The 22,824-nt window shown below is 61.9% G+C and carries 18 protein-coding genes; 5 read left to right on the forward strand and 13 right to left on the reverse strand.

Annotation, left to right across the window (positions count from 1 at the left end; genetic code table 11):
* Positions 1-36: 36 nt before the first annotated feature.
* From ACIOWL_RS16390 to ACIOWL_RS16410, 5 genes are all read right to left on the reverse strand, one after another.
* Complete coding sequence (locus ACIOWL_RS16390) at positions 37-600, reverse strand: DUF402 domain-containing protein (protein WP_400387433.1); 564 nt, start codon at positions 598-600, stop codon at positions 37-39.
* Between the two features lie 26 nt (positions 601-626).
* Positions 627-2,594: a 1-deoxy-D-xylulose-5-phosphate synthase gene (dxs, locus tag ACIOWL_RS16395; RefSeq protein WP_400387436.1), complete on the reverse strand. Its 1,968-nt coding sequence runs from the start codon at positions 2,592-2,594 to the stop codon at positions 627-629.
* A 266-nt stretch (positions 2,595-2,860) separates the two neighbouring features.
* On the reverse strand, positions 2,861-5,566 hold the full coding sequence (gene acnA, locus ACIOWL_RS16400; protein ID WP_400387438.1) for an aconitate hydratase AcnA: 2,706 nt from the start codon (positions 5,564-5,566) through the stop codon (positions 2,861-2,863).
* 191 nt (positions 5,567-5,757) lie between these two features.
* Complete coding sequence (locus tag ACIOWL_RS16405; protein ID WP_400387441.1) at positions 5,758-7,080, reverse strand: class I SAM-dependent RNA methyltransferase; 1,323 nt, start codon at positions 7,078-7,080, stop codon at positions 5,758-5,760.
* Between the two features lie 5 nt (positions 7,081-7,085).
* Positions 7,086-9,107 carry an APC family permease gene (locus tag ACIOWL_RS16410; RefSeq protein WP_400387443.1) on the reverse strand — a complete coding sequence of 674 codons (2,022 nt, stop codon included), beginning with the start codon at positions 9,105-9,107 and terminating at the stop codon, positions 7,086-7,088.
* 143 nt (positions 9,108-9,250) lie between these two features.
* On the opposite strand from ACIOWL_RS16410, the gene ACIOWL_RS16415 reads away from it, so the two are divergent.
* Together ACIOWL_RS16415 and ACIOWL_RS16420 are read left to right on the forward strand one after the other, a co-directional pair.
* Entirely contained in the window at positions 9,251-9,928 is a 678-nt protein-coding gene (locus ACIOWL_RS16415) for a potassium channel family protein (protein WP_400387445.1), read from the forward strand.
* A gap of 15 nt (positions 9,929-9,943) precedes the next feature.
* Positions 9,944-10,609 carry a potassium channel family protein gene (locus ACIOWL_RS16420; RefSeq protein ID WP_400387447.1) on the forward strand — a complete coding sequence of 222 codons (666 nt, stop codon included), beginning with the start codon at positions 9,944-9,946 and terminating at the stop codon, positions 10,607-10,609.
* A gap of 117 nt (positions 10,610-10,726) precedes the next feature.
* Here the strand turns inward: ACIOWL_RS16420 and ACIOWL_RS16425 are convergent, their stop codons facing one another.
* From ACIOWL_RS16425 to dut, 4 genes are all read right to left on the reverse strand, one after another.
* Complete coding sequence (locus ACIOWL_RS16425) at positions 10,727-11,446, reverse strand: DUF3159 domain-containing protein (protein WP_400387450.1); 720 nt, start codon at positions 11,444-11,446, stop codon at positions 10,727-10,729.
* A 65-nt stretch (positions 11,447-11,511) separates the two neighbouring features.
* Entirely contained in the window at positions 11,512-11,886 is a 375-nt protein-coding gene (locus ACIOWL_RS16430; protein WP_400387453.1) for a hypothetical protein, read from the reverse strand.
* Between the two features lie 4 nt (positions 11,887-11,890).
* Positions 11,891-12,643: a DUF3710 domain-containing protein gene (locus ACIOWL_RS16435; protein ID WP_400387456.1), complete on the reverse strand. Its 753-nt coding sequence runs from the start codon at positions 12,641-12,643 to the stop codon at positions 11,891-11,893.
* 35 nt (positions 12,644-12,678) lie between these two features.
* Complete coding sequence (gene dut / locus ACIOWL_RS16440) at positions 12,679-13,137, reverse strand: dUTP diphosphatase (protein WP_400387458.1); 459 nt, start codon at positions 13,135-13,137, stop codon at positions 12,679-12,681.
* Positions 13,138-13,288: 151 nt separating this feature from the next.
* On the opposite strand from dut, the gene ACIOWL_RS16445 reads away from it, so the two are divergent.
* Positions 13,289-13,813, forward strand: a complete 525-nt coding sequence (locus ACIOWL_RS16445) for a DUF3093 domain-containing protein (protein ID WP_400387461.1) — start codon at positions 13,289-13,291, stop codon at positions 13,811-13,813.
* Between the two features lie 79 nt (positions 13,814-13,892).
* On the opposite strand, the gene ACIOWL_RS16450 is transcribed toward ACIOWL_RS16445, so the two are convergent.
* Entirely contained in the window at positions 13,893-14,195 is a 303-nt protein-coding gene (locus ACIOWL_RS16450) for a DUF4193 family protein (RefSeq protein WP_400387464.1), read from the reverse strand.
* A 263-nt stretch (positions 14,196-14,458) separates the two neighbouring features.
* Here ACIOWL_RS16450 and sepH point away from each other — a divergent pair, with 263 nt between their 5' ends.
* Complete coding sequence (sepH, locus tag ACIOWL_RS16455) at positions 14,459-15,508, forward strand: septation protein SepH (protein WP_400387467.1); 1,050 nt, start codon at positions 14,459-14,461, stop codon at positions 15,506-15,508.
* Between the two features lie 74 nt (positions 15,509-15,582).
* On the opposite strand, the gene ACIOWL_RS16460 is transcribed toward sepH, so the two are convergent.
* The 3 genes from ACIOWL_RS16460 to ACIOWL_RS16470 are packed head-to-tail and all read right to left on the reverse strand — an operon-like array spanning position 15,583 to position 20,076.
* Positions 15,583-16,758: an alkaline phosphatase family protein gene (locus ACIOWL_RS16460; RefSeq protein WP_400387469.1), complete on the reverse strand. Its 1,176-nt coding sequence runs from the start codon at positions 16,756-16,758 to the stop codon at positions 15,583-15,585.
* Positions 16,759-16,775: 17 nt separating this feature from the next.
* Positions 16,776-17,363: a DUF5998 family protein gene (locus tag ACIOWL_RS16465; protein WP_400387472.1), complete on the reverse strand. Its 588-nt coding sequence runs from the start codon at positions 17,361-17,363 to the stop codon at positions 16,776-16,778.
* Between the two features lie 52 nt (positions 17,364-17,415).
* Positions 17,416-20,076 carry a GNAT family N-acetyltransferase gene (locus ACIOWL_RS16470; protein WP_400387474.1) on the reverse strand — a complete coding sequence of 887 codons (2,661 nt, stop codon included), beginning with the start codon at positions 20,074-20,076 and terminating at the stop codon, positions 17,416-17,418.
* Between the two features lie 101 nt (positions 20,077-20,177).
* Between ACIOWL_RS16470 and ACIOWL_RS16475 the strand changes: the two genes are divergently transcribed.
* Positions 20,178-22,805 (forward strand): DNA topoisomerase (ATP-hydrolyzing) subunit A, encoded by a 2,628-nt coding sequence (locus ACIOWL_RS16475; protein WP_400387477.1) that lies wholly within the window; start codon positions 20,178-20,180, stop codon positions 22,803-22,805.
* Positions 22,806-22,824: the final 19 nt, after the last annotated feature.

A 22,824-nucleotide genomic window follows, 5' to 3' on the forward strand; every position in this document is an offset into this window, starting at 1 on the left:
CGGTATGGTGCTAGGTCGTGCTTGCTCTGTTCGGGTTCAGCCTGCAGCGGGCGGCTTCTGGGCGGCCTGCAGCCAGCGCTCTCGGTGGCCCCGGCTAAATGGGGCTTGATCGGCGCGGACGGCGTCCAGCAACGTTGCAGATTCGGCGCGGATCAGCTGCTGGAGCGCTTCGGGGTACCCCATGCTCAGCCGGTGCTGCTCGAATTCGTCCTCGTCATCCAGGAACGTGCCGCGGGAACGCGAACGGATCACATCCAGGTCCAGATCGATCGAGTTCACTTCCCAGGCCCCTCGTTTCATCTCCTGCCAGCCAATCCGGTCGGCCAAATCGATGTAGAGGTCGAAATCCTCGTTCGGATCGTCATACAGAGTGGCGATCCACAGGCCGTGGCTGGGAAACAGGCACAGCGCATCGCTGGCGGCCAGGTGAGCGGTGCCGGGGCGGGCCACAAGAGATCCCGCCGGCTGGTGCACCCAGTGCCCGTACTCGTCGGAACCCAGGTAGAACCCGGGGACCACCCAATGCGGGCTGGCATCGTATTTCCAGGCCCGGGCGACCACCAGTGCGCCCGGGGCAACACCGGCGGGATTGCGGGGCAAGCCCCGGGGACAACCAGGCTGCGGCGTCACAGCTTCGGGATCTGCCCGGTAGGCAGCTCCTGGCCGGGCAACGGCCGGGCGAACGGGACCTTGGTGCCCAGCACCTGGGCCAGGGTGTCGCGGGCGACCTGCCGTGCGGTGAGGCCGACCCGTTCAAGCACCTCGTCCCGGGTTCCGTGGGCCAGGAACTTGGTGGGCAACCCGACCTCGTTCAGGGCCGTGTCCACCCCGGCGGCACGCATTTCGGTGCGCAGCCGCGAGCCAACGCCCCCGGCCCTGACTCCGTCTTCGATGCACACCACAATCCGGTGGCGAGCGGCCAAGGAGATCACGGAGGTCGGCATGGGCAGCACCCAGCGCGGGTCCACCACTGTCACCGAGACACCCTGGCTGTTCAGGCGTCGCGCCACGTCCAGGGACAGTTCGCTCATGGCGCCGACCGAGATGATCAGCACATCCGGCGCGGCCCGATCCCCCAGCCGGGCCAAGACGTCCACCCCGTCGGGCAGCCGGTCGACGGCCTCGACTTCTTCTCCCACCGAGCCCTTGGAGAAGCGGACCACGCTTGGCGCGTCGTTGATGTCCATGGCTTCGCGCAGCTCTTCGCGCAGGCGGGTGGCGTCGCGCGGGGCCGCCAGGTGCAGATTGGGAATGATCTGGGTCAACGCCATATCCCACATGCCGTGGTGGCTAGCCCCGTCCGGGCCGGTCACCCCGGCGCGATCAAGGACGACGGTGACCCCGGCCTTGTGCAGCGCCACGTCCATCAGGAGCTGATCGAAGGCGCGGTTCAGGAAGGTCGCGTAGACACACACCACCGGGTGCAGGCCGCCGAAGGCCAGCCCGGCCGCGGTGGTCATGGCGTGCTGCTCCGCGATTCCCACATCGATGACACGCTGCGGGTGGGCCTCTGACATCTTTTTCAGGCCGACAGGCTGGAGCATGGCACCGGTGATCGCGACCACGTCCTCGCGCTCGTCGGCAATTTTCGCGATTTCTTCGCCGAAAACGCTGGTCCAGCTCTGGGCGCTCGGTGTGGCCACCGGGGCGCCGGTTTCCGGGTCGATCACGCCCACCGCGTGGAACTGGTCCGCCTCATCGGCCAGGGCCGGGGCGTAACCGTGGCCCTTTTCGGTCAGCGTGTGCACCAGCACCGGGCCGCCGTACTGCTTGGCCTGCTGCAGTGCTTCCTCGACCGCCGCCAGGTTATGCCCGTCGATCGGGCCGATGTACTTCAGGCCCAGGTCTTCAAAAAGTCCCTGCGGAGCCCACCAATCCTTGATGCCCTTTTTGGTGGCGTGAAGCGACTTGTAGGTGAAATTGCCGACGGGCCCGGCATCCTTGAGTTTGCCCTTGAGCTTGTCCATGGCGTTTTCGTAGGCCGGATGGGTGCGGAACTTATCCAGCTGCTGGCGCAGGCCCGCGAGCTGGTCGGCCAGACCGCCGATGGTCGGGGCGTAGGAGCGGCCGTTGTCGTTGACCACGATCACGGCTTTGCGCTCCTTGTCCGCGGCGATGTTGTTCACCGCTTCCCAGACCATACCGCCGGTGAGTGCCCCATCGCCCACCAGTCCCACCGCGTAGCTTTCGGTGCGCCCGGTGAGTTTGTTGGCCCGGGAAATACCGTCGATCCAGGACAGCGAGGAGGAAGCATGAGAGGATTCGACGATGTCGTGTTCGGACTCCGCCCGCTCCGGATACCCGGAGAGCCCGCCCTGCTGGCGCAGGGTTTCAAAGTTCTGGCGCCCGGTGAGCAGCTTGTGCACATAGGACTGGTGCCCGGTGTCGAAAACCACGGAGTCGGTGGGTGAATCGAAAACGCGGTGGATGGCGATGGTCAGTTCCACCACCCCGAGGTTCGGGCCTAGATGCCCGCCGGTTCGCGCCACATTGGCGATCAGGAATTCGCGGATTTCTTCGGCCAGCGCGGTCAGCTGATCGGGGGTTAGCGCCCGAAGGTCACTTGGTTTCTTAATGGTCTCGAGTAAAGACACAGTCATCCCCTTCACATTTCCGCCCGTGCGGGCACCTCAGGTCTGTACGAAACAACTAGTTTATCGCGCACCGAACTGCTCCCATTATCCGCCACCGTACAGGCAGGAACCAATTCCGCGGCAATGATCTTGAATACGCCCAGCTTTCACGAACGTTGCACCGGGCTTAACGCCGTGAGACCCAAGGCGGGGCCTTGGGTCTCACGGTGTTCCGGAGATGCGGAACTACCTAGGGTTCATCTCGATCAAAGATCGAGGCGGGTAGCCTAGTTAGCGGCTGCGATCTGGCGCAGTACGTACTGCAGGATGCCGCCGTTGCGGTAGTAATCTGCTTCACCTGGGGTGTCGATACGCAGGACTGCGTCGAACTCGGTGACCTTGCCGCCTTCAGCGGTTGCGGTGACCTTCAGGGTCTTCGGGGTGACACCGTTGTTCAGCTCGGTGACGCCGGAGACGGAGAAGGTCTCGGTACCGGTCAGGCCCAGCGAATCAGCGGACTCGCCTTCTGGGAACTGCAGCGGCAACACACCCATGCCGATCAGGTTCGAGCGGTGGATACGCTCGAAGGACTCGGTGATGACGGCCTTGACACCCAGCAGTGCGGTGCCCTTGGCAGCCCAGTCACGCGAGGAGCCCGAACCGTATTCCTTGCCACCGAGCACTACCAGCGGAGTGCCGGCGACCTTGTAGTTCTCTGCCGCGTCGTAAACGTACGCCTGCGGAGCACCTTCCTGGGTGAAGTCGCGGGTGAAGCCACCCTCAACGCCGTCCAGCAGCTGGTTCTTGATGCGGATGTTCGCGAAGGTACCGCGGATCATGACCTCGTGGTTGCCACGGCGCGAGCCGTAGGAGTTGAAGTCCTTGCGATCCACGCCGTTCTCGATCAGGTAGCGGCCAGCCGGGGTTTCCGACTTGAACGAACCGGCAGGCGAGATGTGGTCGGTGGTAACCGAGTCGCCCAGCTTCAGCAGCACGCGAGCGCCGTCGATGTCAGACACCGGCTGCGGTTCTGCGGTCATGCCGTCGAAGTACGGTGCCTTGCGGGCGTAGGTGGACTTCTCGTCCCACGCGAAGGTTGAACCCTCCGGGGTGTCCAGGGCCTTCCAGCGGGCGTCGCCCTCGAAGACTCCGTCGTAACCCTTGGCGAACATGTCCTTGTCGATCGAGGAATCGATGATCTGCTGAACCTCGATCGGCGATGGCCAGATGTCCTTCAGGAAGACATCGTTGCCCTCGGTGTCCTGGCCCAGTGCGTCGGTCTCGAAATCGAAGTCCATGGTGCCGGCCAGGGCGTAGGCGATGACCAGTGGCGGGGAAGCCAGGTAGTTCATCTTCACGTCCGGGTTGATGCGGCCTTCGAAGTTGCGGTTGCCCGAAAGCACCGCGGTGGCGGCCAGATCGTTGGCCTGGATGGCCTCGGAGATCTCGGCATCCAGCGGGCCGGAGTTGCCGATGCAGGTGGCGCAACCGTAGCCGACCACGAAGAAGCCCAGCTTCTCGAGGTATGGCAGCAGGCCGGAAGCCTCGTAGTACTCGGTGACGACCTTCGAGCCCGGGGCGACCGAGGTCTTGACCCATGGCTTGGAGCTCAGGCCCTTTTCGGCGGCGTTGCGTGCCAGCACGGCGGCGGCCAACATCACCGAAGGGTTGGAGGTGTTGGTGCAGGAAGTGATCGAAGCGATCGATACCAGACCGTGATCCAGGGTGAAGGTGTCTTCGCCGCGGGTGACCTCTACGGCGGTGGACGGACGTCCCACACCCTGGGTGTCCTCGGAGTCCGAGACGTAGTTGTGCAGGTCCTTGCGGAACTGCTCCTTCGAGGAAGACAGCTCGATGCGGTCCTGTGGACGCTTCGGGCCGGCGATCGATGGAACCACGGTGGACAGATCCAGCTCGAGGTACTCGGAGAAACGGATCTCGCGGCTCGGATCGTGCCACATGCCCTGTTCCTTGGCGTAGGCCTCGACCAGGGCGATGTTCTCGTCACTGCGGCCGGTCAGGCGCAGGTAGTCGAGGGTGACACCGTCGATCGGGAACATGGCCGCGGTCGAACCGAACTCTGGGGACATGTTGCCGATGGTTGCACGGTTTGCCAGCGGCACTGCGGCCACGCCGTCGCCGTAGAACTCAACGAACTTGCCCACCACACCGTGCTTGCGCAGCATTTCGGTGATGGTCAGCACCACGTCGGTGGCGGTGGCGCCAGCTGGGATCGACCCGGCCAGCTTGAAACCGACAACACGTGGGATCAGCATGGAAACCGGCTGGCCGAGCATGGCCGCCTCGGCCTCGATGCCGCCAACGCCCCAGCCCAGCACACCCAGGCCATTGACCATGGTCGTGTGCGAGTCGGTGCCCACGCAGGTGTCCGGGTAGGCGCGCAGTACGCCGCCGACCTCGCGGGTCATGATGGTGCGTGCCAGGTACTCGATGTTGACCTGGTGCACGATGCCGGTTCCCGGTGGGACAACCTTGAAGTCGTCAAACGCGGTCTGGCCCCAACGCAGGAACTGGTAACGCTCGCCGTTGCGCTGGTATTCGATTTCCATGTTGCGCTCGACGGCGCCTTCGAAACCGAAGGTATCGATCTGTACCGAGTGGTCGATGACCATTTCGGCAGGAGCCAGCGGGTTCACGCGGGTTGGGTCGCCGCCCAATTCCTTGACGGCCTCACGCATGGTGGCCAGGTCAACTACACACGGAACGCCGGTGAAGTCCTGCATGATCACACGGGCCGGGGTGAACTGGATTTCGGTGTTCGGCTGTGCCGAAGCATCCCACTGTCCCAGGGCCTTGATGTGCTCGCCGGTAACGTTCGCTCCGTCTTCGGTGCGAAGCAGGTTCTCCAGAAGAACCTTAAGGCTGTAGGGAAGGCTGTCTGAGCCTTCGACCGTATTCAGTCGGTAAATTTCGTATTCGGTTCCATTGACGTCAAGTACGCCCTTAGCACCGAAGCTGTCCACATTGCTCACGTGGGACTCCTCTCGCCAGACACTCATTCTGTTGCACGCACACACTCGAATTCCAGTTAGGAGTTCCTAACTGAGATTGTCATGGTTGTATCGTTGCAGAGCTAGGGACAGTCTATCGCCAAGAAGCGCAAAAAGATTGACCGGGGCCGAATTTCCGCCAAATTCGTGTCCAAACGGCAATATTTGACCGCCTAACGGCGCAAAAAGAGGCCAATCGACTCCATATGATGCGTGTGCGGGTATAAATCGTGAATCTCAATGTGCGCTAATTCGTAGCCGCGGGAGATCAGCCGCGCGGTGTCCCGGGCGAAAGATGCGGGGTCGCAGGAGACGTAACAAATGCGAGCAACGCCACTGGAGGCAAGTTCGGCCGCGACCTGTTTGTCGATTCCGGTACGCGGCGGATCCAGCACCACGGCATCAAGCTGGGCCTCGCGGGCCACCTGCCGCAGCACCCGCTCGACGCGACCTCGGATGACGGTGGCTTGGGGTAGCGCCCGCAGGTTCTTTTTGGCATCCGCGTGAGTTCCAGGGGCACCTTCGATGGAGAACACCCGACCGGTTTCACCCACCGCGTTGGCCAAGGGCACAGAAAACAGCCCGGCCCCGGCATAGAGGTCCGCGACCTGCTCCCCCTGCGCCGGCGCGGCCAGCTCAAGAACACGCTCGGAGAGCAGTGTTGCCGCGGCCCGGTGGACCTGCCAGAAACCTTCGCCGGTAATCCTGAACGTTTCCCCGAGCACCGACTCCTGGAGCCAGCTGCGTCCGGAAAGCGCCTGAAGTTCCCCCCGGCCATCGGCCGCGGACCCGCCGCGCTGGCTGAAAGCGGCCACATTGACCCCTTCCGGGAATTGGCGCGCCACCTTGCGGGCGGCGCCCTGGCGGCCCTCGGCCAACAGGATCAGCACGGTGTCGTCATCAACGCTGGAGACCGCCGCCTCGACGCGCTCGATTCCGGTGAAATCCAGTTGATACAGCCCCAAGCGCTCGATGGCCGGATGCGCCAACGGCATGGAGGAAATGGCGGTGAGGCCGTTGCTGCGGAAACCGCTCATGGACAGGCGTCCAGCGGAGTCCACCGAATACGACATACGGGTACGCCATCCCAGCCCATCGGCCTGCCCGGCGACCGGCTGCACCGCGGGGAAGGCGAATTGCCCGGCCTTCAGCCCGCCGAGTCGGCTCAGCTGCTCGGCAGCCACCGCGGATTTCAACTCACGCTGGTGCTCCAGGGCGATGTGGCCGAACTCTGCGCCACCCACCGGATCATGCTGCGCCAGCGCATCACCTTCGGCCCAAAAATGCGGCACCCGGTGCTCGCTGGCTTCAAGCACATCGATCACATCCCCGCGCCAGAATTTCGCGGTGTCCCCGTGCTCGGTCAACCGCACGGCGACCAGTTCCCCCGGGATGCCGTGGCGTACAAAAATGACACGGCCCTCATGGCGGGCCACGGTGTGTCCGCCATGGGCGATGGAACCCAAACGCAGGGTCAGGGTGGGTGCTTCGGTCACGATGCTTAGTCCTTCGGAAGGGTATTTATTTCGCGGTGGGCCGAGGCTTCCTCGGTTGGTCCACCGCCCAGGGCATTTTTGGCGCTGAGCAGGCGCCAGGGTACGGAGGCGATCAGCACTCCGGGCTCGTAGTGAAGTCGGTTCTTCACCCGCAGGGCGGTCTGGTTATGCACCAGCTGCTCCCACCAATGGCCGACCACGTATTCGGGAATGTAAACCACAATCAGGTCACGGGGTGACTCGCGTTTGATCGAGCGGATATGCTCGACCAGCGCCCCGGGAATATCGCGATACGGCGAGGCCAACGCGGTGATCGGCACCGGGATACGCAGCTTTTCCCAGTCTTCCAAGGTGCGTTGGGTCTTCTGCGGTTCAACATCAACGATGATCGCTTCAAGCTTCGAGGGCCGGCTGGCCCGGGCAAAGGCCAAAGCGCGCAGCACTGGTTTGCGGACCGTGGAGACCAGTACCAGCGCATGCACCCGGGACGGCAACGCGGTGGCTTGTCCCCCGTCGGTGTCAATGGACAGCTCGGCGTCCACCTGCTGATAGTGGCGGTGCAACGAATTCATGATCAACATCAGCAGCACGATACCCAACACCGCAATCCACGCACCGTGAATAAAACGGGTGGCCAACACCACAACCAAAACCAGCCCGGAGAGGATCAGCCCTACCAGGTTCAACAGCCGCTGGCGTTTTTTGGCGGCCCTCACGCGCCGATCGGAAACTGGCACCAATTCACGATTCCAGTGTTTGAGCATTCCCAACTGGCTGAGGGTGAAGGAAACAAAAACGCCGACCACATACAGCTGGATCAGGATCGTGACGTCGCCTTGAAATACCAGCACCAAAAACACCGCGGCTACACCCAAGGACAAGATCCCGTTGGAGAATCCAAGCCGGTCTCCGCGGGTACGCAATTGCCTGGGCAGGTAGCCGTCCGTTGCCAGATGGCTGGCCAAAGACGGGAAGGAGTTGAATGCCTGGTTGCCGGCCAGCAGCAGCACCAGAATGGTCAACACCGATACCACGACGGTCCCCAGCAAGAAGTTGCCGAACACCGCCTGGGCCAGCTGGCCCAAAACCGGCACCTGGACATAGTCCGCAGGGATTGGTTGCCCGCCCAGCAGCAACGAGCGCTGCGGGTCGGCGACAACCTTAATCCCGCTGGCCCGCGCCAACATCAAGGTTCCCAAGGTCAACACACCGGAGAGCAGGCCGAGAACCAATAAGATTCGTCCCGCATTGCGCGCGCGGGGTTTGGTGAGGTAGGCAACATTTGAAATCGGGACTTCGATCCCGGTCAGCGCCGCTGAACCGGTGGAGAATGCACGCAAAATCAGCAGCGCGCCAACCACGCCGTGCAGCCCGTTGGAGAACTGCTCTTCGGGAACAATGGTGAAGGCGGCGCTCGGAGCTAGGCCGAGGTGGCCGGTAGCCGCCAACAAGCCGCCGATCGCAATCAGGGCCAGCATCCCAAACACAAAAAGGTACACCGGGACGGCCAAGGCCCAACGGCTCTGACCGCGGCCGCGCAGATTCGCCACAACCAAACCCACCACAATGCCGGCTGCTACCAGCCCCCGGTACTCCCCCAACGCCGGGATCAGGCCGCTGAGGTATTGGGCCGCGGAGGAACTGGACACGGCGACCGTCAATACGAAGTCAACCAGCAGCGCTGCGGCGACCGCGGTCCCCGGGCGCGCTCCGAGGTTCGTGCGGACGATCTCATAGTCGCCACCGCCCGAGGGGTAGGCCTTCACCGATTGCCGGTAGGACAGCAGCAGGACCAGCAACACCACGAGGACCGCAACTCCCACCGAGGGTGAGAGCATGGTCGCCGCGACCCCGGCCATGGCAAGGGTCAGCAAGATCTCGTCCGGGGCGTATGCCAGGGACGACAGGGCGCTGGAGGAGAAAATCGGCAACGCAATTTTTGGTGGGAGCGGCTTCTTTTTCAGCTCATCGGTGCTGAACGGCCGGCCCACGAGGATCCGTTTCAGACCATCAAATAAAGCAGGCACGAGACAACGTTATCCTAGGCTCGCGGCGGCGTGCCGCCTTCAATGGGCTCAACGCGGGCAAGATCAGCGCTATTGTTGCATTCGTGGCACCCACCGCGGGGCCGTCGCGATGTTTATCCGAACGCTGGACCCAAGGAGTTTAGGTGGCGCACTTTGTGATCATGGGCTGTGGCCGTGTGGGGGTCGCTTTGGCTCATACGCTGGATACGGCCGGGCATTCGGTGGCCGTGATCGATCAGAACCCGGAGGCTTTCCGCCGGCTCAGCCCGGACTTCTCTGGAACTAAAGTCACCGGGCTGGGATTTGACAAGGACACCTTGGTACAGGCGAAAATCGATGAAGCCTACGCCTTCGCCGCGGTCTCCAGCGGTGATAATTCCAACATTCTGGCGACCCGTGTTGCCCGCGAAACCTATAACGTTCCCCACGTCGTAGCCCGCATCTACGACCCGGGGCGCGCGGAAATCTACCAGCGGCTCGGCATTCCGACCGTCGCGGCGGTGCGCTGGAGCACCGATCAGGTGCTGCGCCGCATCCTGCCGGACTATTCGATGCGCGGCGACTTCCGCGAACCCTCGGGCCGCCTGGTGCTCACCGAAGTCGCCCTGCACCGTGAATGGTATGGCCGGCTGGTCAAGGACCTGGAGACCGCCGCCGGGGTGCGGGTGGCCTATCTGACACGTTTTGGCGAGGGGACCATCCCCGAAGGCCGGACCCGCCTCCAAGGCGGCGACCTGGTTCATGTCATGATGCGCTTGGACCGAAGCCAAGAAATTGAAAAAATTCTAGCCAGCGCGCCGACGCCAGCTCCGGCCGAATAACCGAAAGGCACAACAATGAAGGTGATGATCGCCGGCGCCGGCTCCGTGGGCTCGTCCATTGCCCGCGAACTTGTGGCGAACAACCACGAGGTGCTCCTTGTGGATCTCAAGGCGGAAATGGAACTTCGAGCGGATCTTGAGGGTGTCAAATGGTTGATCGGGGACGCCTGCGAGTTAGCCGTCCTGCAACGGGTCAAACTCGAAGACTACGATGTTGTCGTTTCAGCAACGGGTGATGACAAGGTGAACCTGGTGGTCTCCCTGTTGGCCAAAAGCGAGTTCGGCATTCGCCGTACCGTCGGCCGGGTCAACAACCCCAAAAACGAATGGATGTTCGACGACGCTTGGGGTGTGGATGTCGCGGTGAGCACCCCGCGGCTGATGACCGCACTGGTGGAAGAGGCGGTTGAGGTTGGCGATCTGGTCCGCCTGCTGACCCTCAAAGCGGGCGAGGTCTACATGGTGGAGTTCACCGTGCCGCACGACTCGGGAATGATCGGGCGCACCATCGGCCGTGTCCCCTGGCCAGATGAAACCACCCTGATGGCAGTGGTGCGCGACAAAACACCGTTCCCGCCCAGCGATGACGACGTGATCGAGGGCGGAGATGAAATCTTTTTTATCACCACCCCGCAGGCCGAACCATTGCTGCGCCGCGTTTTGCAGGCCGCGACACGCTAGCGGGCCACCGAGCGACGCCGGGTCAACAGAATGCAAACCGCAAAACCCTGGTTTCCTTGAGGGAAACCAGGGTTTTATGTGTGAGGCATTTAGCGTGCGAAGGGCCGATGCACGGCTTTAGCCGGCCAGATCCTCCGGGGCCTTCACGCCGCCGGCGTTCGCTGGACGCGATACCAGCCAGGCGAACCACAAGCCCGCCGCGTACAACGGCACCCCCATCAGAGCACGGGCGATGCCCAGCGAAACAACTTGATCGGTGAAGTACATTGGCAGTTGCACCAGCAAACGCAACCCGAAGACCGCACAGATGAACCAGGTAGCAATGCTGTAGCGGCGCAGGCGGTCCGGCTGTTCACGCCAGGCCACCCCCTCGTTGCGAATGAACCCGAAGAGCAAACCGATCAGTGGCCACTTCACGAAAATCGAGGCCATCAAGGCCAGCAGGTATCCCCCGCTGATCAAAAACCCTGGCACATAGTAGTCCTTGGCATTGCCCGAGGTGCGAGCTACCAAGGCGCAAATCAGGATACCGATCAGCCCCGTCGCCGACTGCATGAGCGTGGATTTGTTCAGCAGGCGCAGCACCATGAACACCACACCCAGTGCAATCGAGGCCAAAAGTGCCCAGGATAATTGCGAACTAAGTGCGTAGACCAGGATAAAAACGAATCCGGGCACCACCGTCTCCAAGATGCCGCGCACCCCGCCCACCGTGGAGAGCACGTCAATCCCGCCGTCGGCATTTTGGGCAACCTTGGCATTGGCGCTGATCGCTTCGGCAAGGCTCGGTTTTTTCTCCGGCTCGTGCGGTTCGTTGGCCGTCGAGTTATTATTCATGGTTGTTCTCACTTCTGCCCGTCGGGCCTGATCAGGCAGTCGGCGCTGCGGATCCCGGTCATTGGTCACCCGCGAGGAGCGGGAACAATGACATAACGCGGATTGTAAATGGTCGGAATCTGGTCAACAGGCGCGACCATCCCGGAAAAGCGGATCTTGACCCCGGGTTTGATGCCTGGAACATTCTTCTGGCCCATAAATCGTAGACGCACATGCGCTACGGTCCCCCGGCGTGACGCACCGGAGCCCAGTTGGTCAACAACCACCGCGGTCAACTGCGGTGCCTGTTGCGGTGCTGAATAGCTGACCGACTGGATGTAACCGGTGTGTTCGACACGGCCCTTGACGGGCAATTCGGTCAGTGACTCCAACCGTTCGCATAACCGAAAGGCTTGTGCGTCACCAAATTCCGGGGTGAGTTCTCTGGACTCGATGGGCATCAAACTAGCCGATCTGCGTGATTTCTGGCCCTCGTTCCGGACGCTGCGGCGCCTGCGGCCCTTGGGCGACGGCGGCACGAGGGTCTGGAAGGGTCTGGGCGTTGCTCGGAACGCTCAGGGGCAAGAGTTCCTGCGGCGGCAATGGTTTGTCGCCACGGTTCACCACAACGCTACGGACCAGGTCATCGATGGCCTTGGACGCGTCCTGATCACTGATCGCGGCACCGCCAATCACCGCTCGCAGGAACCAGCGCGGCCCGTCGATACCCACAAAACGCAAGGCAACGTGGCCAGCACGCCCGTCGGGTAGCTGCTGCGGGACCTGCGCCAGGAGTTCCTGGCCGTATTCGCCGTCCCGCTGGAAGATTTCACCCTTTTGGCTGGCGATATCCGCGCGGATTTTGTCGCTGATTCCAGGCCACAGGGAACTGGACTTGGAGGCTGAGAAGGCCATGAGCTGTACCCTGGATTCAGCCAGTTCCAAGGACACCGCGATCACCCGCTGGTTTGACTGTTCCACATCCATCCGCACCTTCAGTCCAGCGACCGGCTTGACCAAGATGGAACCGAAGTCCAGGTATTCCTCGGTATTCTCAACATCCGAGAAATCAAACGGGCCGTTCAGCGTTGGTTTGACGTCGGGTTTTGGCGCGCTGCTCGCGGTGTCTTCTGCCGCGTCCGGGGCGTGCTGCTCGGTGGATTCCACGGCCTGTTCGACCGCTGGCTCTTCCTTCGACTTCTTACGCTTGAAAATCATGATGTCCTTAGAGAGTTTCGCTTGATACCAAGGGGTTAGTTGGCGCTGAATCCACCGGTCGAGCCGAAGCCGCCGGTCCCACGGGCAGAATCTTCTAGGGATTCAACCTGTACGAAGGCCGCCTGTTCGACCTTTTGAATCACCAGCTGAGCGATGCGGTCCCCCCGGCTGATTTCGAAGGCCTGGTCCCTGTCGGTGTTCAGCAAAGTGACCATGATCTCACCACGATATCCGGCATCAACAGTGCCGGGGGCGTTGACGATGGTAATTCCATGTTTTGTGGCCAACCCACTGCGCGGATGAACCAATCCCACATATCCGTGAGGCAATCCCAGCGCGATGCCTGTCGGGACCAAAGCACGCTGTCCTGGCTCTAATACCAGCGAGGTACGTGCGTGCAGGTCAGCGCCCGCATCAGATGGGTGTGCGTAGCTTGGAACGGGTAGGTCGCTATCGAGCATCTTGATGGAGATTGAGATCGTAGGCTCGCTCATCGTGGTTTGGTCATCCCCCGGGGCTCTAGAAAGTTGTTGCTGGTCTGCTTTTACCTGCCTAACTCTATCGCGACTACCCCGCAAGCGGACCCACAGCCAACCCACAGCCTGCAGTTCGGCGTCATCCGAAAGATTGCCTAGACTAGGACACATGAGTAACACCAGCCCTCAGGCTTCCAACGTCCTGTTTCGCGAAAAGATCTGGCCATCGTTCGGATCGTGGATGTGGCCACTGCTGATTTCCCTCACCGCAGGGATCGCGATTGCACCAATCAGCGTACCCGCCGGCATTGTCACGGGTGTTGCGGTGCTGGTGGCGCTGGCTGTCATCATGATCCTGCGAGTGCCGGTGATCGAGGTGACCAATGAAACCCTCACCGTTGGCCGCGCCACCATTGAGCGCCGTTTCATCGGCCGGGTGATTGGCTACCGCGGCGAGGAAGCGTTTAAGCAGCGTGGGCAGAAGCTGCATGGTCTGGCATTTATGCTCCTGCGAGGTTACCTCGATGCGGTCGTGCGCATGGAAGTCACCGATGAACGAGATGCCACACCGTACTGGCTGACTTCCACCCGACGCCCCGAGGAACTCACCGCGGCGCTGGGTGGCATCATGTATGAATTCACCGATGAGGGCCGCGAAGTTGCGGCCGATGAAGAACATCATCAAGAGTCCTAGTCGTTCTTTGAAAACTGAACCCCGGAACCACTGGTTCCGGGGTTCAGTTTTTATCCGACCGGGTACGGTAGCGGGCCGCTTAGCCTTCGCATTCGGTGCAAAACTTCTGGCCGTTCTCCTCGCGGACCAACTGGGTCCGGTGTCGGACCATAAAACATGAGGCGCAGGTAAACTCATCGGCCTGTTCCGGCACGATGTCGATGTTTGCCTCTTCGGCCTGCGCTTCGCCCCCGGGGAGGATGAACAGCTCGGCCAGTTCGGCTTCTGACTCGTCAATCAGGTTCGCCATGGCTGCATTTTTGCCAAGCTTGAGTGTCGCGATTTCGCGGGCACGATCCATCTCGGCTTGGGTTGGCTGTGCGGCGGCAGAGGATGTGGCCATGGTGATTGTCAGCTCTTTTCTGCAGGCGTTTGGATGGGGTGAAAATTGTGGGAGACAATTTTCATTCCGGCATTGAAGTATAACGTCAACGAACCGCGGAATCTGCCCGGACGCCGGCGACCTACGCCCATGGCGGAAGGCCGGAATCGAATTTCTCGGTGAAACAGTCGACTATTCTTGCGCCACGCCCCGCCCGGTGGTAGGAAAATCGCGTCACAAGTGGCAAAGTTTTATTCAGTAAATGAACCGTGTGGAGGGTAGTAATGCGTCAGCTGAGACTGGTAGGAATTCATGAAAATGGTTCCAGTCTGCAGGTCAGCAGCGACGACGGGATGAGCTTTGAGTTGCCCGTTGACGATGCCCTGCGCAGTGCCATGGCCGAAATCGCGCGCTCGCGCGCACCGCGCAACCGCGGTGAGTCCTCGGTTCATACTCCCCGGGAGATTCAGGCACGCGTTCGCGCTGGCGCCTCGGCCTATGATCTGGCACTTGAATGGGATGTACCGATCGAATCGATCGTCAAGTACGAGGGTCCGGTCCTGGCCGAACGTGAGCACATCGCTGAGCTGGCTCGCCGTGTTGAGGTCTCCGGGCCGCAGACCGATGCGGAGTACCGCGAAGTTTTCGGCGAAGAACCAGCAGATCTGGGTTCGATGGTCGCTCACCGGTTGCATCAGCTAAATATCGACCCGCTGACCGCCCGCTGGAACTCCTGGAAAGATCCAGAGGGCCAGTGGATCGTCACCGTTGAGTTTGATTCTCCGTTGCCAGCCGAGAATGTTGAAAAGCTGGAAAATGCACTGCCGCAGCCGGAAAACGTGGCTCGATGGTCCTTCGCTCCGGCGCGCAAGACCCTGAGCAACCTGAATCGTTGGGCGCAGACCCTCAGCGAACAGGTCGCCCCGGAATACTTCCGCCCGGTTTCCGCGATTTCCCAGGTGGAGGAACCGGGGGCACCCGCGGCACCGGAACCAGATGAAACCGAAGAACTCGTCTCGCTGCTCAATGCGCGTCGCGGTCAGCGTCCCAAGGACCAAGACCCGGAGCGCGAAGCACGGTATAACGAGATCATCGAACGCGGAATGAGCAAGTACGAGGCAGAGGACGACGATTCGCTGCCGCACCTTCCGCAGGGCATCTCTCCGCGAACCTCGCAGCTGGTGGTGGTGACCGACGCGGATCGCGCCTCTGGCGCCGGGGCAAAACCCGCCGAAGAACCAGCGGATGACTCCGCCCGTAAGGCCAAGCGCTCCTCGGTGCCAAGCTGGGATGACATCATGTTTGGCAAACGCAAAAAGGATACCGACTCCTAGCACACCGAATACTAGAAAGATCCGGCAGCAACTTCCTGGTTGCTTCCGGATCTTTTTAGCATTTTGCTCAGCGGCTACAAGCTGGTGCGGTGCACAAACAACGGCACAAATCGTTCGGCTGCCGTCAGCGAACCATGCTGGCCCACCATCTCGAATGCCATGGGCTTAACGCGCCGGCCGTCGTAAAAGGCGATGGGTTCGGCGGCCAAAATCATCAAGTCTCCCAGGCGCGGCGCGAACTGCGGTCGCAACTCACCGAAGTAGCCAAGCTCAATGGCTTGCTCACGAGTCAAGATCCAGGCCTTGGTGCCGTAGGCACGATGCCAAGCCGCACGAACCTGATCACGACGCTGTGCGTCCGTGTCGGCGGCGAACGACAGCTGGACACCGCGTGGCTCACCACTGGTCAGCTCAACCCCGTCAATCAGCTCGGGTTGCAGGCTGTAGTCGATACGCTGCGATGCCGGCACATCAACCATGCCATGGTCCCCGGTGATCAGCACCGTCGTCTCTTCCGGGAGGCGCGAGACAAGGCTCTTGATGACGTAGTCAAGCTCTTCGAGAGTTTCACGCCACTGCGGGGAATCCACCCCGAACTTGTGCCCCGCCTTATCCAGCTCGTTGAAGTACGTGTAGACCAGGGCGTTGCGGTGGGAAGCGAACACCTCCGCGGTGGCCCGGGCCCGAGCCGCCGGTTGCCGCGCGGCAACAAACTTTGGTCCCCGCAACGCCGCCCGGGTCAGCGACGAATCGGCAAATTGGCTGATGGAAACCGTTGCGGTATGGATGCCGTGCTCGACAGCCTTCTCAAATACCGTAGCCAACGGTTGCCAGGTGCCGGGATTCAGGTCACCGGGCCACCCGCCAAGCTGATTCACCACCCGGCGACGGTCCGGATCAATCACGTCGTAGCCGAGCATCCCGTGTTCACCCGGCGCCACCCCGATTGCGAGGCTGGATAACGAGGTCGCGGTGGTGGAGGGGAACCCGGTGCCCAGTTTTTGCGCCCGGTCGAACATCGAGCGAAGAAAGGGTGCATGCCCGATGTGCGACTTGAGTTGATTCCAGCCCAATCCATCAACCATGATCAGTGCGACACGTTTGGCGGGTTTCAGGCCCAAGGGGTTCTGGTAACCCGGGATGCCCAGGGCGTGAGCCGCCGAGGGGAGGATTTCAGACAGGGTACTGATACCGTAGGCCGGAGCCGACGGCATAGTTTGGCTGGGGACAGGCAAAAAAGTCTCGCTCACGTTGTATTTGGCGTCCCTCAGGCGATCGTTGCCAGCCGCAAACGCACCGCGAATTCGCGGGCCTTGTCCACCGCACGCTGGCCGTCGGCCTCCGAGCTGACACGCAGCACCAGGTCTTCGGGCTGGGAGGTGCCGTTCAACCCATGATCGGCCTCGCACTGCGGATCGGCGCATTCGGCCGGAGCCAGGTCGATGCGCTTGGTGCCGTTCCAGGACATGCCAAAGGTCAGCTCACGGACGAGGTCGGAAGCGCTGTAATGCTGCGGCTGGTAGTACACATAGCTGGTGGCGATCGAGGCGATACGGGCCAGGCTGATCATTTCCACCGAAACCTGAGCCATGACGTCGTGCCCGTGGTCATCAAGCTGCTGATCATCAACGTGCACGATGAACAGCACCTTGTCGCTGCGGACCATGACAGTGATGTGGCGGTGGACCTCGGTGTGATCGAAATGTGTCTCCAGATGCAGGAAGTGGTCAACTACCGGCAAGTCCAGCATTGCCTCGGAAAGAACATCCTGAACCATTTGCGGGTAGAAGCCCGCGCGAACCAGATCATGCTGCAGGTCGGCACCGGCAGTCGTCGAATACGTTGCAGAGCTCATGGTTCAATTCTACCCAGCGAAGCGCCGCGTTTCAGGTTTCGTGTCGTCAAGATCAGCCACGCAAGGCCCTGCGGATCCTGTCGGTGCGCTGTTTGGCGTTGCCAATACTGATTTTGACGTCCAAAACACTCAGCGAATCCGTGGACACAGATACCGGCGCAAAGTGGGCGACGGTTACCTCCGGATGGTTGTCCTTGAACAGCGATACCCTGGTCACAAAGTCTTTCAGCGCATCCAGGTCAACTGCGGGAAGGCCCTGATAACCGAAAAGCCGCGCACTGCTGCGCGGGCGGCGAACCAGTTGCGTGAGATCCGCGGCCGAAAAAGGCGCAACCCCATGCGCCCAGTCATCCAGCAGGTTAACCGCATCGCCGCTGAGCCCAAAGGACACCACCGGACCCAGCAACGGATCCTCCAGCGCTTTCACCACACAGGCCTGACCAGCGGCGGCCATGGATTGAACTTCGAGGGAACTGACCCCGTACCCCTGCATGAGGGCGCTCATGTGAGTGAAGTCAGCTTCCAGAGTTTCAGCATCCGGAATGTTCAGCCGGACACCACCCAAATCCAGGCGCTGACGCAGATCGGGGTCATTGGCTTTGAGAACCACCGGCCAGCCCAGCTCATCCGCCGCGGTGACCGCCTCGTGGGCCGTGTGCACCACCCTGGATGGGAAAATGTTGATGCCGTAGAAATTCAGCAGCGTGGAGGCCTGCTGCGTGTTCAACTCCAGCAAATCTGTGCCTGGAATGCTCTCCACCAGCTGGTGAAGGTACGTCGCGGCACCCTCCACATCCAAACCGTCGGGTTCTTCCAAAGGCTCAAAGGGAATATCCAACCACTGCCGATAGCCGTAGGCCTTGCTCAGCGCTCCCACGGCGGCGGACGGTGAGGTATAGACCGGCACCCCGTGGTGGATGCCTCCGGCGATTTTCCGATCGATCTGCCCGGGCAACACCGCGATCACGGGTTTTGCTTGGGTGGTGAATTCCTTGAGCACCTCCAGCACCGCCTCGCTTGAAATCCCTGAGTAGGACAGGTGGGCCAGGATCACCGCATGGACACTCGGATCCTCCACCAAGCCGGCCACACGCTCGCGAAGTTGCACCAACGCCCGCGATTGGCCCACCGCGTAGTCGAGTTCCGCAGGATCCACCGTGGCACTGAGATGACGGGCCTCGGCCACGTCACCGACCACCTCGGCCAACGTCAGTGAATTTGACAGGACCGCGACGTTGTCGCCCAGCGGGGCCTTGAAGGCAGACAGCAGGCCGGCGACATCCATGAGTTCCTCCACCGAACGCACCCGGATCACTCCTGACTGGCGCAGCATGGCATTCAACGCACCGGTCGGGGCCTGCCCCACGCGCGCCGAATGCCCCGGCGGAAGCCGGCGCCCCAACAGGTCGGATTTGGCGACAATCACCGGCTTGCTGCGCGCCAAACGCCGGGCGATCCGCGCGAACTTTCGCGGGTTGCCAAAGGATTCAAGATGCATGGCAACCAGGTCGGTCCGCGGATCGTCCTCGAAGTACTGCATCGCATCGTTACCCGAGACGTCGGCACGCAGACCGGAGGAGATGAAGCTGCTGGCCCCCACCCCATGCTGCACGCTGACCCCCTGCAGGATCACCCCCATGGAGGCCGACTGGCTGAAAAGCCCCACGTTTCCCGCGGTCGGCTGCACGGTGGTTCCGGTGACCACCAGCTTGACCTCTGGATCCGTGTTGATCAAACCCAACGAGGCCGGGCCAAGCACCCGCATGCCGTTGGCGCGCGCCAGCGACACCAGCTGCCGCTGTTCCAAAAGCCCATCGGCATTCTCGTAGCCCGCCGTCATCAACACCAAGGCCTTGACGCCGTGGGCGGCGCAATCCTTGATGACGGCGGCTACCTGGTCGCGCGGCACACAAATCACCGCCAGGTCCACGGGAGCCGGAATCTGCGTGACCTTGCCATAGGCCAGGTGGCCGCCGACCTCCAACGCGGCGTCATTCACCGCATAGGTCGCCCCGGTGTAACCGCCTTCAACCAGCCGATCCAGCACGCTGTGACCCAGTTTGCCCCAGGTCCGGCTGGCTCCGATCACCGCCACGGAGGCCGGTGCCAGCATCCCTGCCACGCTGCTGGCCTCCGCCCGGTGTTCGCGCGCCTCGGTGACCTCACGCGAGCGTTCGGTGGGATTGATCGGAAATTCGAGCATCACCACCCCGTCTTCGAAATGGCGGGCTACCGCGTACCCGGCTTCAGAAAATACCGTGAGCATTTTCCGGTTCTCGGGCAAAACTTCTGCGGTAAAACGGGTGATGTTGTTTTCACGGGCGGCCGCGGCAAGGTGCTCTAGGAGGATCGAACCGATGCCGGTCCCCTGATACGCGTCGGAGACATTAAATGCGACTTCGGCCTCGGCCGGGTTCTCTAGCCGGTCATAACGTCCCACACCGATAATGTTGTCCCCGCGGAAAACGGTGAATGCGACGCGGTTCACGTGGTCGACATTTGTGAAGCGTTCGAGTTCTTTGGCGGTGAGCGATGACTTGTACGTAAAATAGCGTAGGTAAACCGAGGTTTCGGATTGCTTTTGATGCATATCCTGCAACGCTTGTGCGTCGGCCGGTGTTATCGGTCGAAGATGTGCTGTGCTTCCGTCGCGAAGCACCACGTCTGCTTCCCAATGGGCCGGATATGCCACCGAAAGTTTACGATCCACCATAGGCTTAGGATAGTCGTGACTTCGACATTGTGCCCAGCAGGAACACGATCAGTCTGCGACCTAAGCAAAAAAGATGATGTAGTTGAAGGAATGGCAGGGTCATGGCTCGAAAGAAGTCGGAAGATCTCCCCGCAGATTTTGTGGAGAACATTGTTGACATTGATGTCACCAACGAAATGGAGTCTTCGTTCCTGGAGTACGCCTACTCCGTCATTTACTCGCGCGCACTGCCCGATGCCCGCGACGGGTTGAAACCGGTACAGCGTCGCATCTTGTTCCAAATGGCCCAGATGGGCCTGCGCCCGGATAAGGGCCACGTTAAGTCCGCCCGAGTGGTCGGCGAAGTCATGGGAAAACTGCACCCGCACGGCGACTCTGCCATCTACGATGCCATGGTGCGCCTGTCGCAGGACTTCTCGTTGCGCCTGCCGTTGATCGACGGACACGGAAACTTCGGGTCGCTGGACGACGGACCGGCGGCCGCCCGCTACACCGAAGCGCGCCTGGCCGCTTCCGCCGTGGCAATGACCGCAAATCTGGACGAAGACGTCGTGAACTTCGTCCCGAACTATGACAATCAGTTCATGCAGCCAGAGGTCCTCCCGGCGGCGTTTCCCAACCTGCTGGTTAATGGCACCACGGGCATTGCCGTGGGCATGGCCACCAATATGGCGCCGCATAACCTCGGCGAGGTGATTGCCGCCGCACGGCACCTGTTGCTGGAGCCAGATGCCACCGTCGACGAACTGATGAAGTTTGTGCCGGGCCCGGATCTGCCCTCCGGAGGCACGATCGTGGGCCTGGACGGCATCAAGGATGCGTACCGCACCGGCCGCGGACTGTTCCGCACCCGCGCGACCGTAGCACTGGAGAAGGTCACCGCTCGAAAGTCGGCCCTGGTAGTCACCGAGCTGCCCTACGCGGTGGGCCCGGAAAAGGTCATCGAGAAGATCAAGGACGGGGTGAACAACAAAAAGATCTCCGGCGTGTCGGACGTTGTCGACCTCACCGACCGCCACAACGGCCTGAAGCTGGTCATCGAGCTCAAAAACGGGTTCAACCCGAACGCCGTGCTTGCCAGCCTGTACAAGCACACCCCGTTGGAAGACTCCTTCGGCATTAACAACGTCGCCCTGGTCAACGGGCAACCGCAGACCCTGGGACTGCACGAGCTGCTCACCGTCTACGTGGATCACCGCGTGGACGTGGTACGCCGCCGCACCGCCTACCGGCTGGCAAAACGTGAAGACCGCCTGCACCTGGTTGAAGGTCTGCTGATCGCGATCGTTGACATCGACGACGTCATTGCGATCATCCGTTCCTCCGAGCAGACCGCCCAGGCGCGCGAACGGCTGATGAGTGTGTTCGATTTGTCCGAAGCCCAGGCGAACCACATTCTTGAGCTGCGCCTGCGCCAACTGACGAAGTACTCCCGGCTCGAGTTGGAAACCGAAGCCGAACAGCTGCGCCAGGAAATCGAGCAGCTGCGGGCAATCCTCGAATCCGAGGTGTTGCTGCGCGAACTGGTCTCCAGCGAATTGGCCGAGATGGCCGAAACCTTCGGCACCCCGCGACGCACCAAACTCTCCAAGAGCGCCGAGCTGCAGCCGCTGAAGGGCACCGCGCTGCCCGAAGCCGTGGGATCGGGCAAAAAAGCCACCCTGGCGATGGAAGTTGCCGACAGCCCCTGCTGGGTTCTGCTCTCGGCAACCGGGCAGATTGCCCGGACCCATGACCGGACGGCCTTGGACTTCGCCGCCGGACGGGTGAAGCACGATGTCTTGCTGTCCCAGGTCGCCTCGACGGCCCGGGGCGAAATCGGGGCATTAACCTCAACCGGGCGGATCATCCGTATTTCACTGATCGATGTGCCGGTACTCCCCCAGATGCACGGATTCCCCCAGCTGGCCCAGGGTGTGGCCGTTGCCGAGTTCCTCAAACTTCCCAAGGGCGAAGCGGCGGTGGGATTGGTGCCCTTGAACAGGGTGATCGCGCTGGGAACCGAGCAGGGTGTGGTGAAGCGGGTGACCCCTGAATACCCGCTGAACCGTGATGAGTTCGAGGCAATCACCCTCAAGGATGGCGATCGGGTCCTGACCGCCGCGGTCTGCGAGGACGAGGATGAGCTGGTGTTCCTGACCCGCCAGGCCCAACTGTTGCGATTCGCCGCCTCCGCGGTTCGCCCGCAGGGCCGGACCGGACGAGGCATGGCCGGCATCAAACTCGGTGCCGATGATCGGGTCATCTATTTCGGGGTGGTGGCCGGTGATTCCCGGAACGCCGTGGTTGCAACCATTGCCGCCGGATCGCAGACACTACCGGGAACCTCCGGCCAGTCGGTGAAATTGACCGAATTCGACCAGTTCCCTGCCAAGGGCCGTGCGACGGCCGGGGTGCGCGCCCACCGCTTTGTGAAGGGCGAGGATTACCTGGAGCTGGGTTATGTCGGACACGGTCCGGCTCGGGCAAGTTCCAGCGCCGGCGTGGTGCGCGCCCTGCCCACCGAGTTCGGCAAACGCGATGGTTCCGGCGCCCCGCTGGCCCAAAGCATCAACATTCTCGGAGGTGCCCTCAGCGGCGGCCCCGAGGCCAACAACACCCAGGGCGCTGGCGCCGGTGACGTTGACGGCGGCGAGGCGGCCGCGCCGCCAGCACCGGTGCGCGCTCGTCCGGCGGTCACCCCGGGTGAAGATACCCTGCCGTTTGATGATGGCGGTGTAATTCTCTAATAGCTGGCCCTGGCGCGCC

Origin of the sequence: Glutamicibacter sp. NPDC087344 (assembly GCF_044744225.1) — a bacterium.
Taxonomy (GTDB): Bacteria; Actinomycetota; Actinomycetes; order Actinomycetales; family Micrococcaceae; genus Glutamicibacter.

What these genes read in the sequence shown, in the direction of transcription:
- ACIOWL_RS16420 (WP_400387447.1), top strand. Translation starts at nt 9,944, where the DNA reads ATGAAGGTGATGATCGCCGGCGCCGGCTCCGTGGGCTCGTCCATTGCC.
- ACIOWL_RS16425 (WP_400387450.1), bottom strand. Translation starts at nt 11,446, where the DNA reads ATGAATAATAACTCGACGGCCAACGAACCGCACGAGCCGGAGAAAAAA.
- ACIOWL_RS16430 (WP_400387453.1), bottom strand. Translation starts at nt 11,886, where the DNA reads ATGCCCATCGAGTCCAGAGAACTCACCCCGGAATTTGGTGACGCACAA.
- ACIOWL_RS16435 (WP_400387456.1), bottom strand. Translation starts at nt 12,643, where the DNA reads ATGATTTTCAAGCGTAAGAAGTCGAAGGAAGAGCCAGCGGTCGAACAG.
- dut (WP_400387458.1), bottom strand. Translation starts at nt 13,137, where the DNA reads ATGAGCGAGCCTACGATCTCAATCTCCATCAAGATGCTCGATAGCGAC.
- ACIOWL_RS16445 (WP_400387461.1), top strand. Translation starts at nt 13,289, where the DNA reads ATGAGTAACACCAGCCCTCAGGCTTCCAACGTCCTGTTTCGCGAAAAG.
- ACIOWL_RS16450 (WP_400387464.1), bottom strand. Translation starts at nt 14,195, where the DNA reads ATGGCCACATCCTCTGCCGCCGCACAGCCAACCCAAGCCGAGATGGAT.
- sepH (WP_400387467.1), top strand. Translation starts at nt 14,459, where the DNA reads ATGCGTCAGCTGAGACTGGTAGGAATTCATGAAAATGGTTCCAGTCTG.
- ACIOWL_RS16465 (WP_400387472.1), bottom strand. Translation starts at nt 17,363, where the DNA reads ATGAGCTCTGCAACGTATTCGACGACTGCCGGTGCCGACCTGCAGCAT.
- ACIOWL_RS16470 (WP_400387474.1), bottom strand. Translation starts at nt 20,076, where the DNA reads ATGGTGGATCGTAAACTTTCGGTGGCATATCCGGCCCATTGGGAAGCA.
- ACIOWL_RS16475 (WP_400387477.1), top strand. Translation starts at nt 20,178, where the DNA reads ATGGCTCGAAAGAAGTCGGAAGATCTCCCCGCAGATTTTGTGGAGAAC.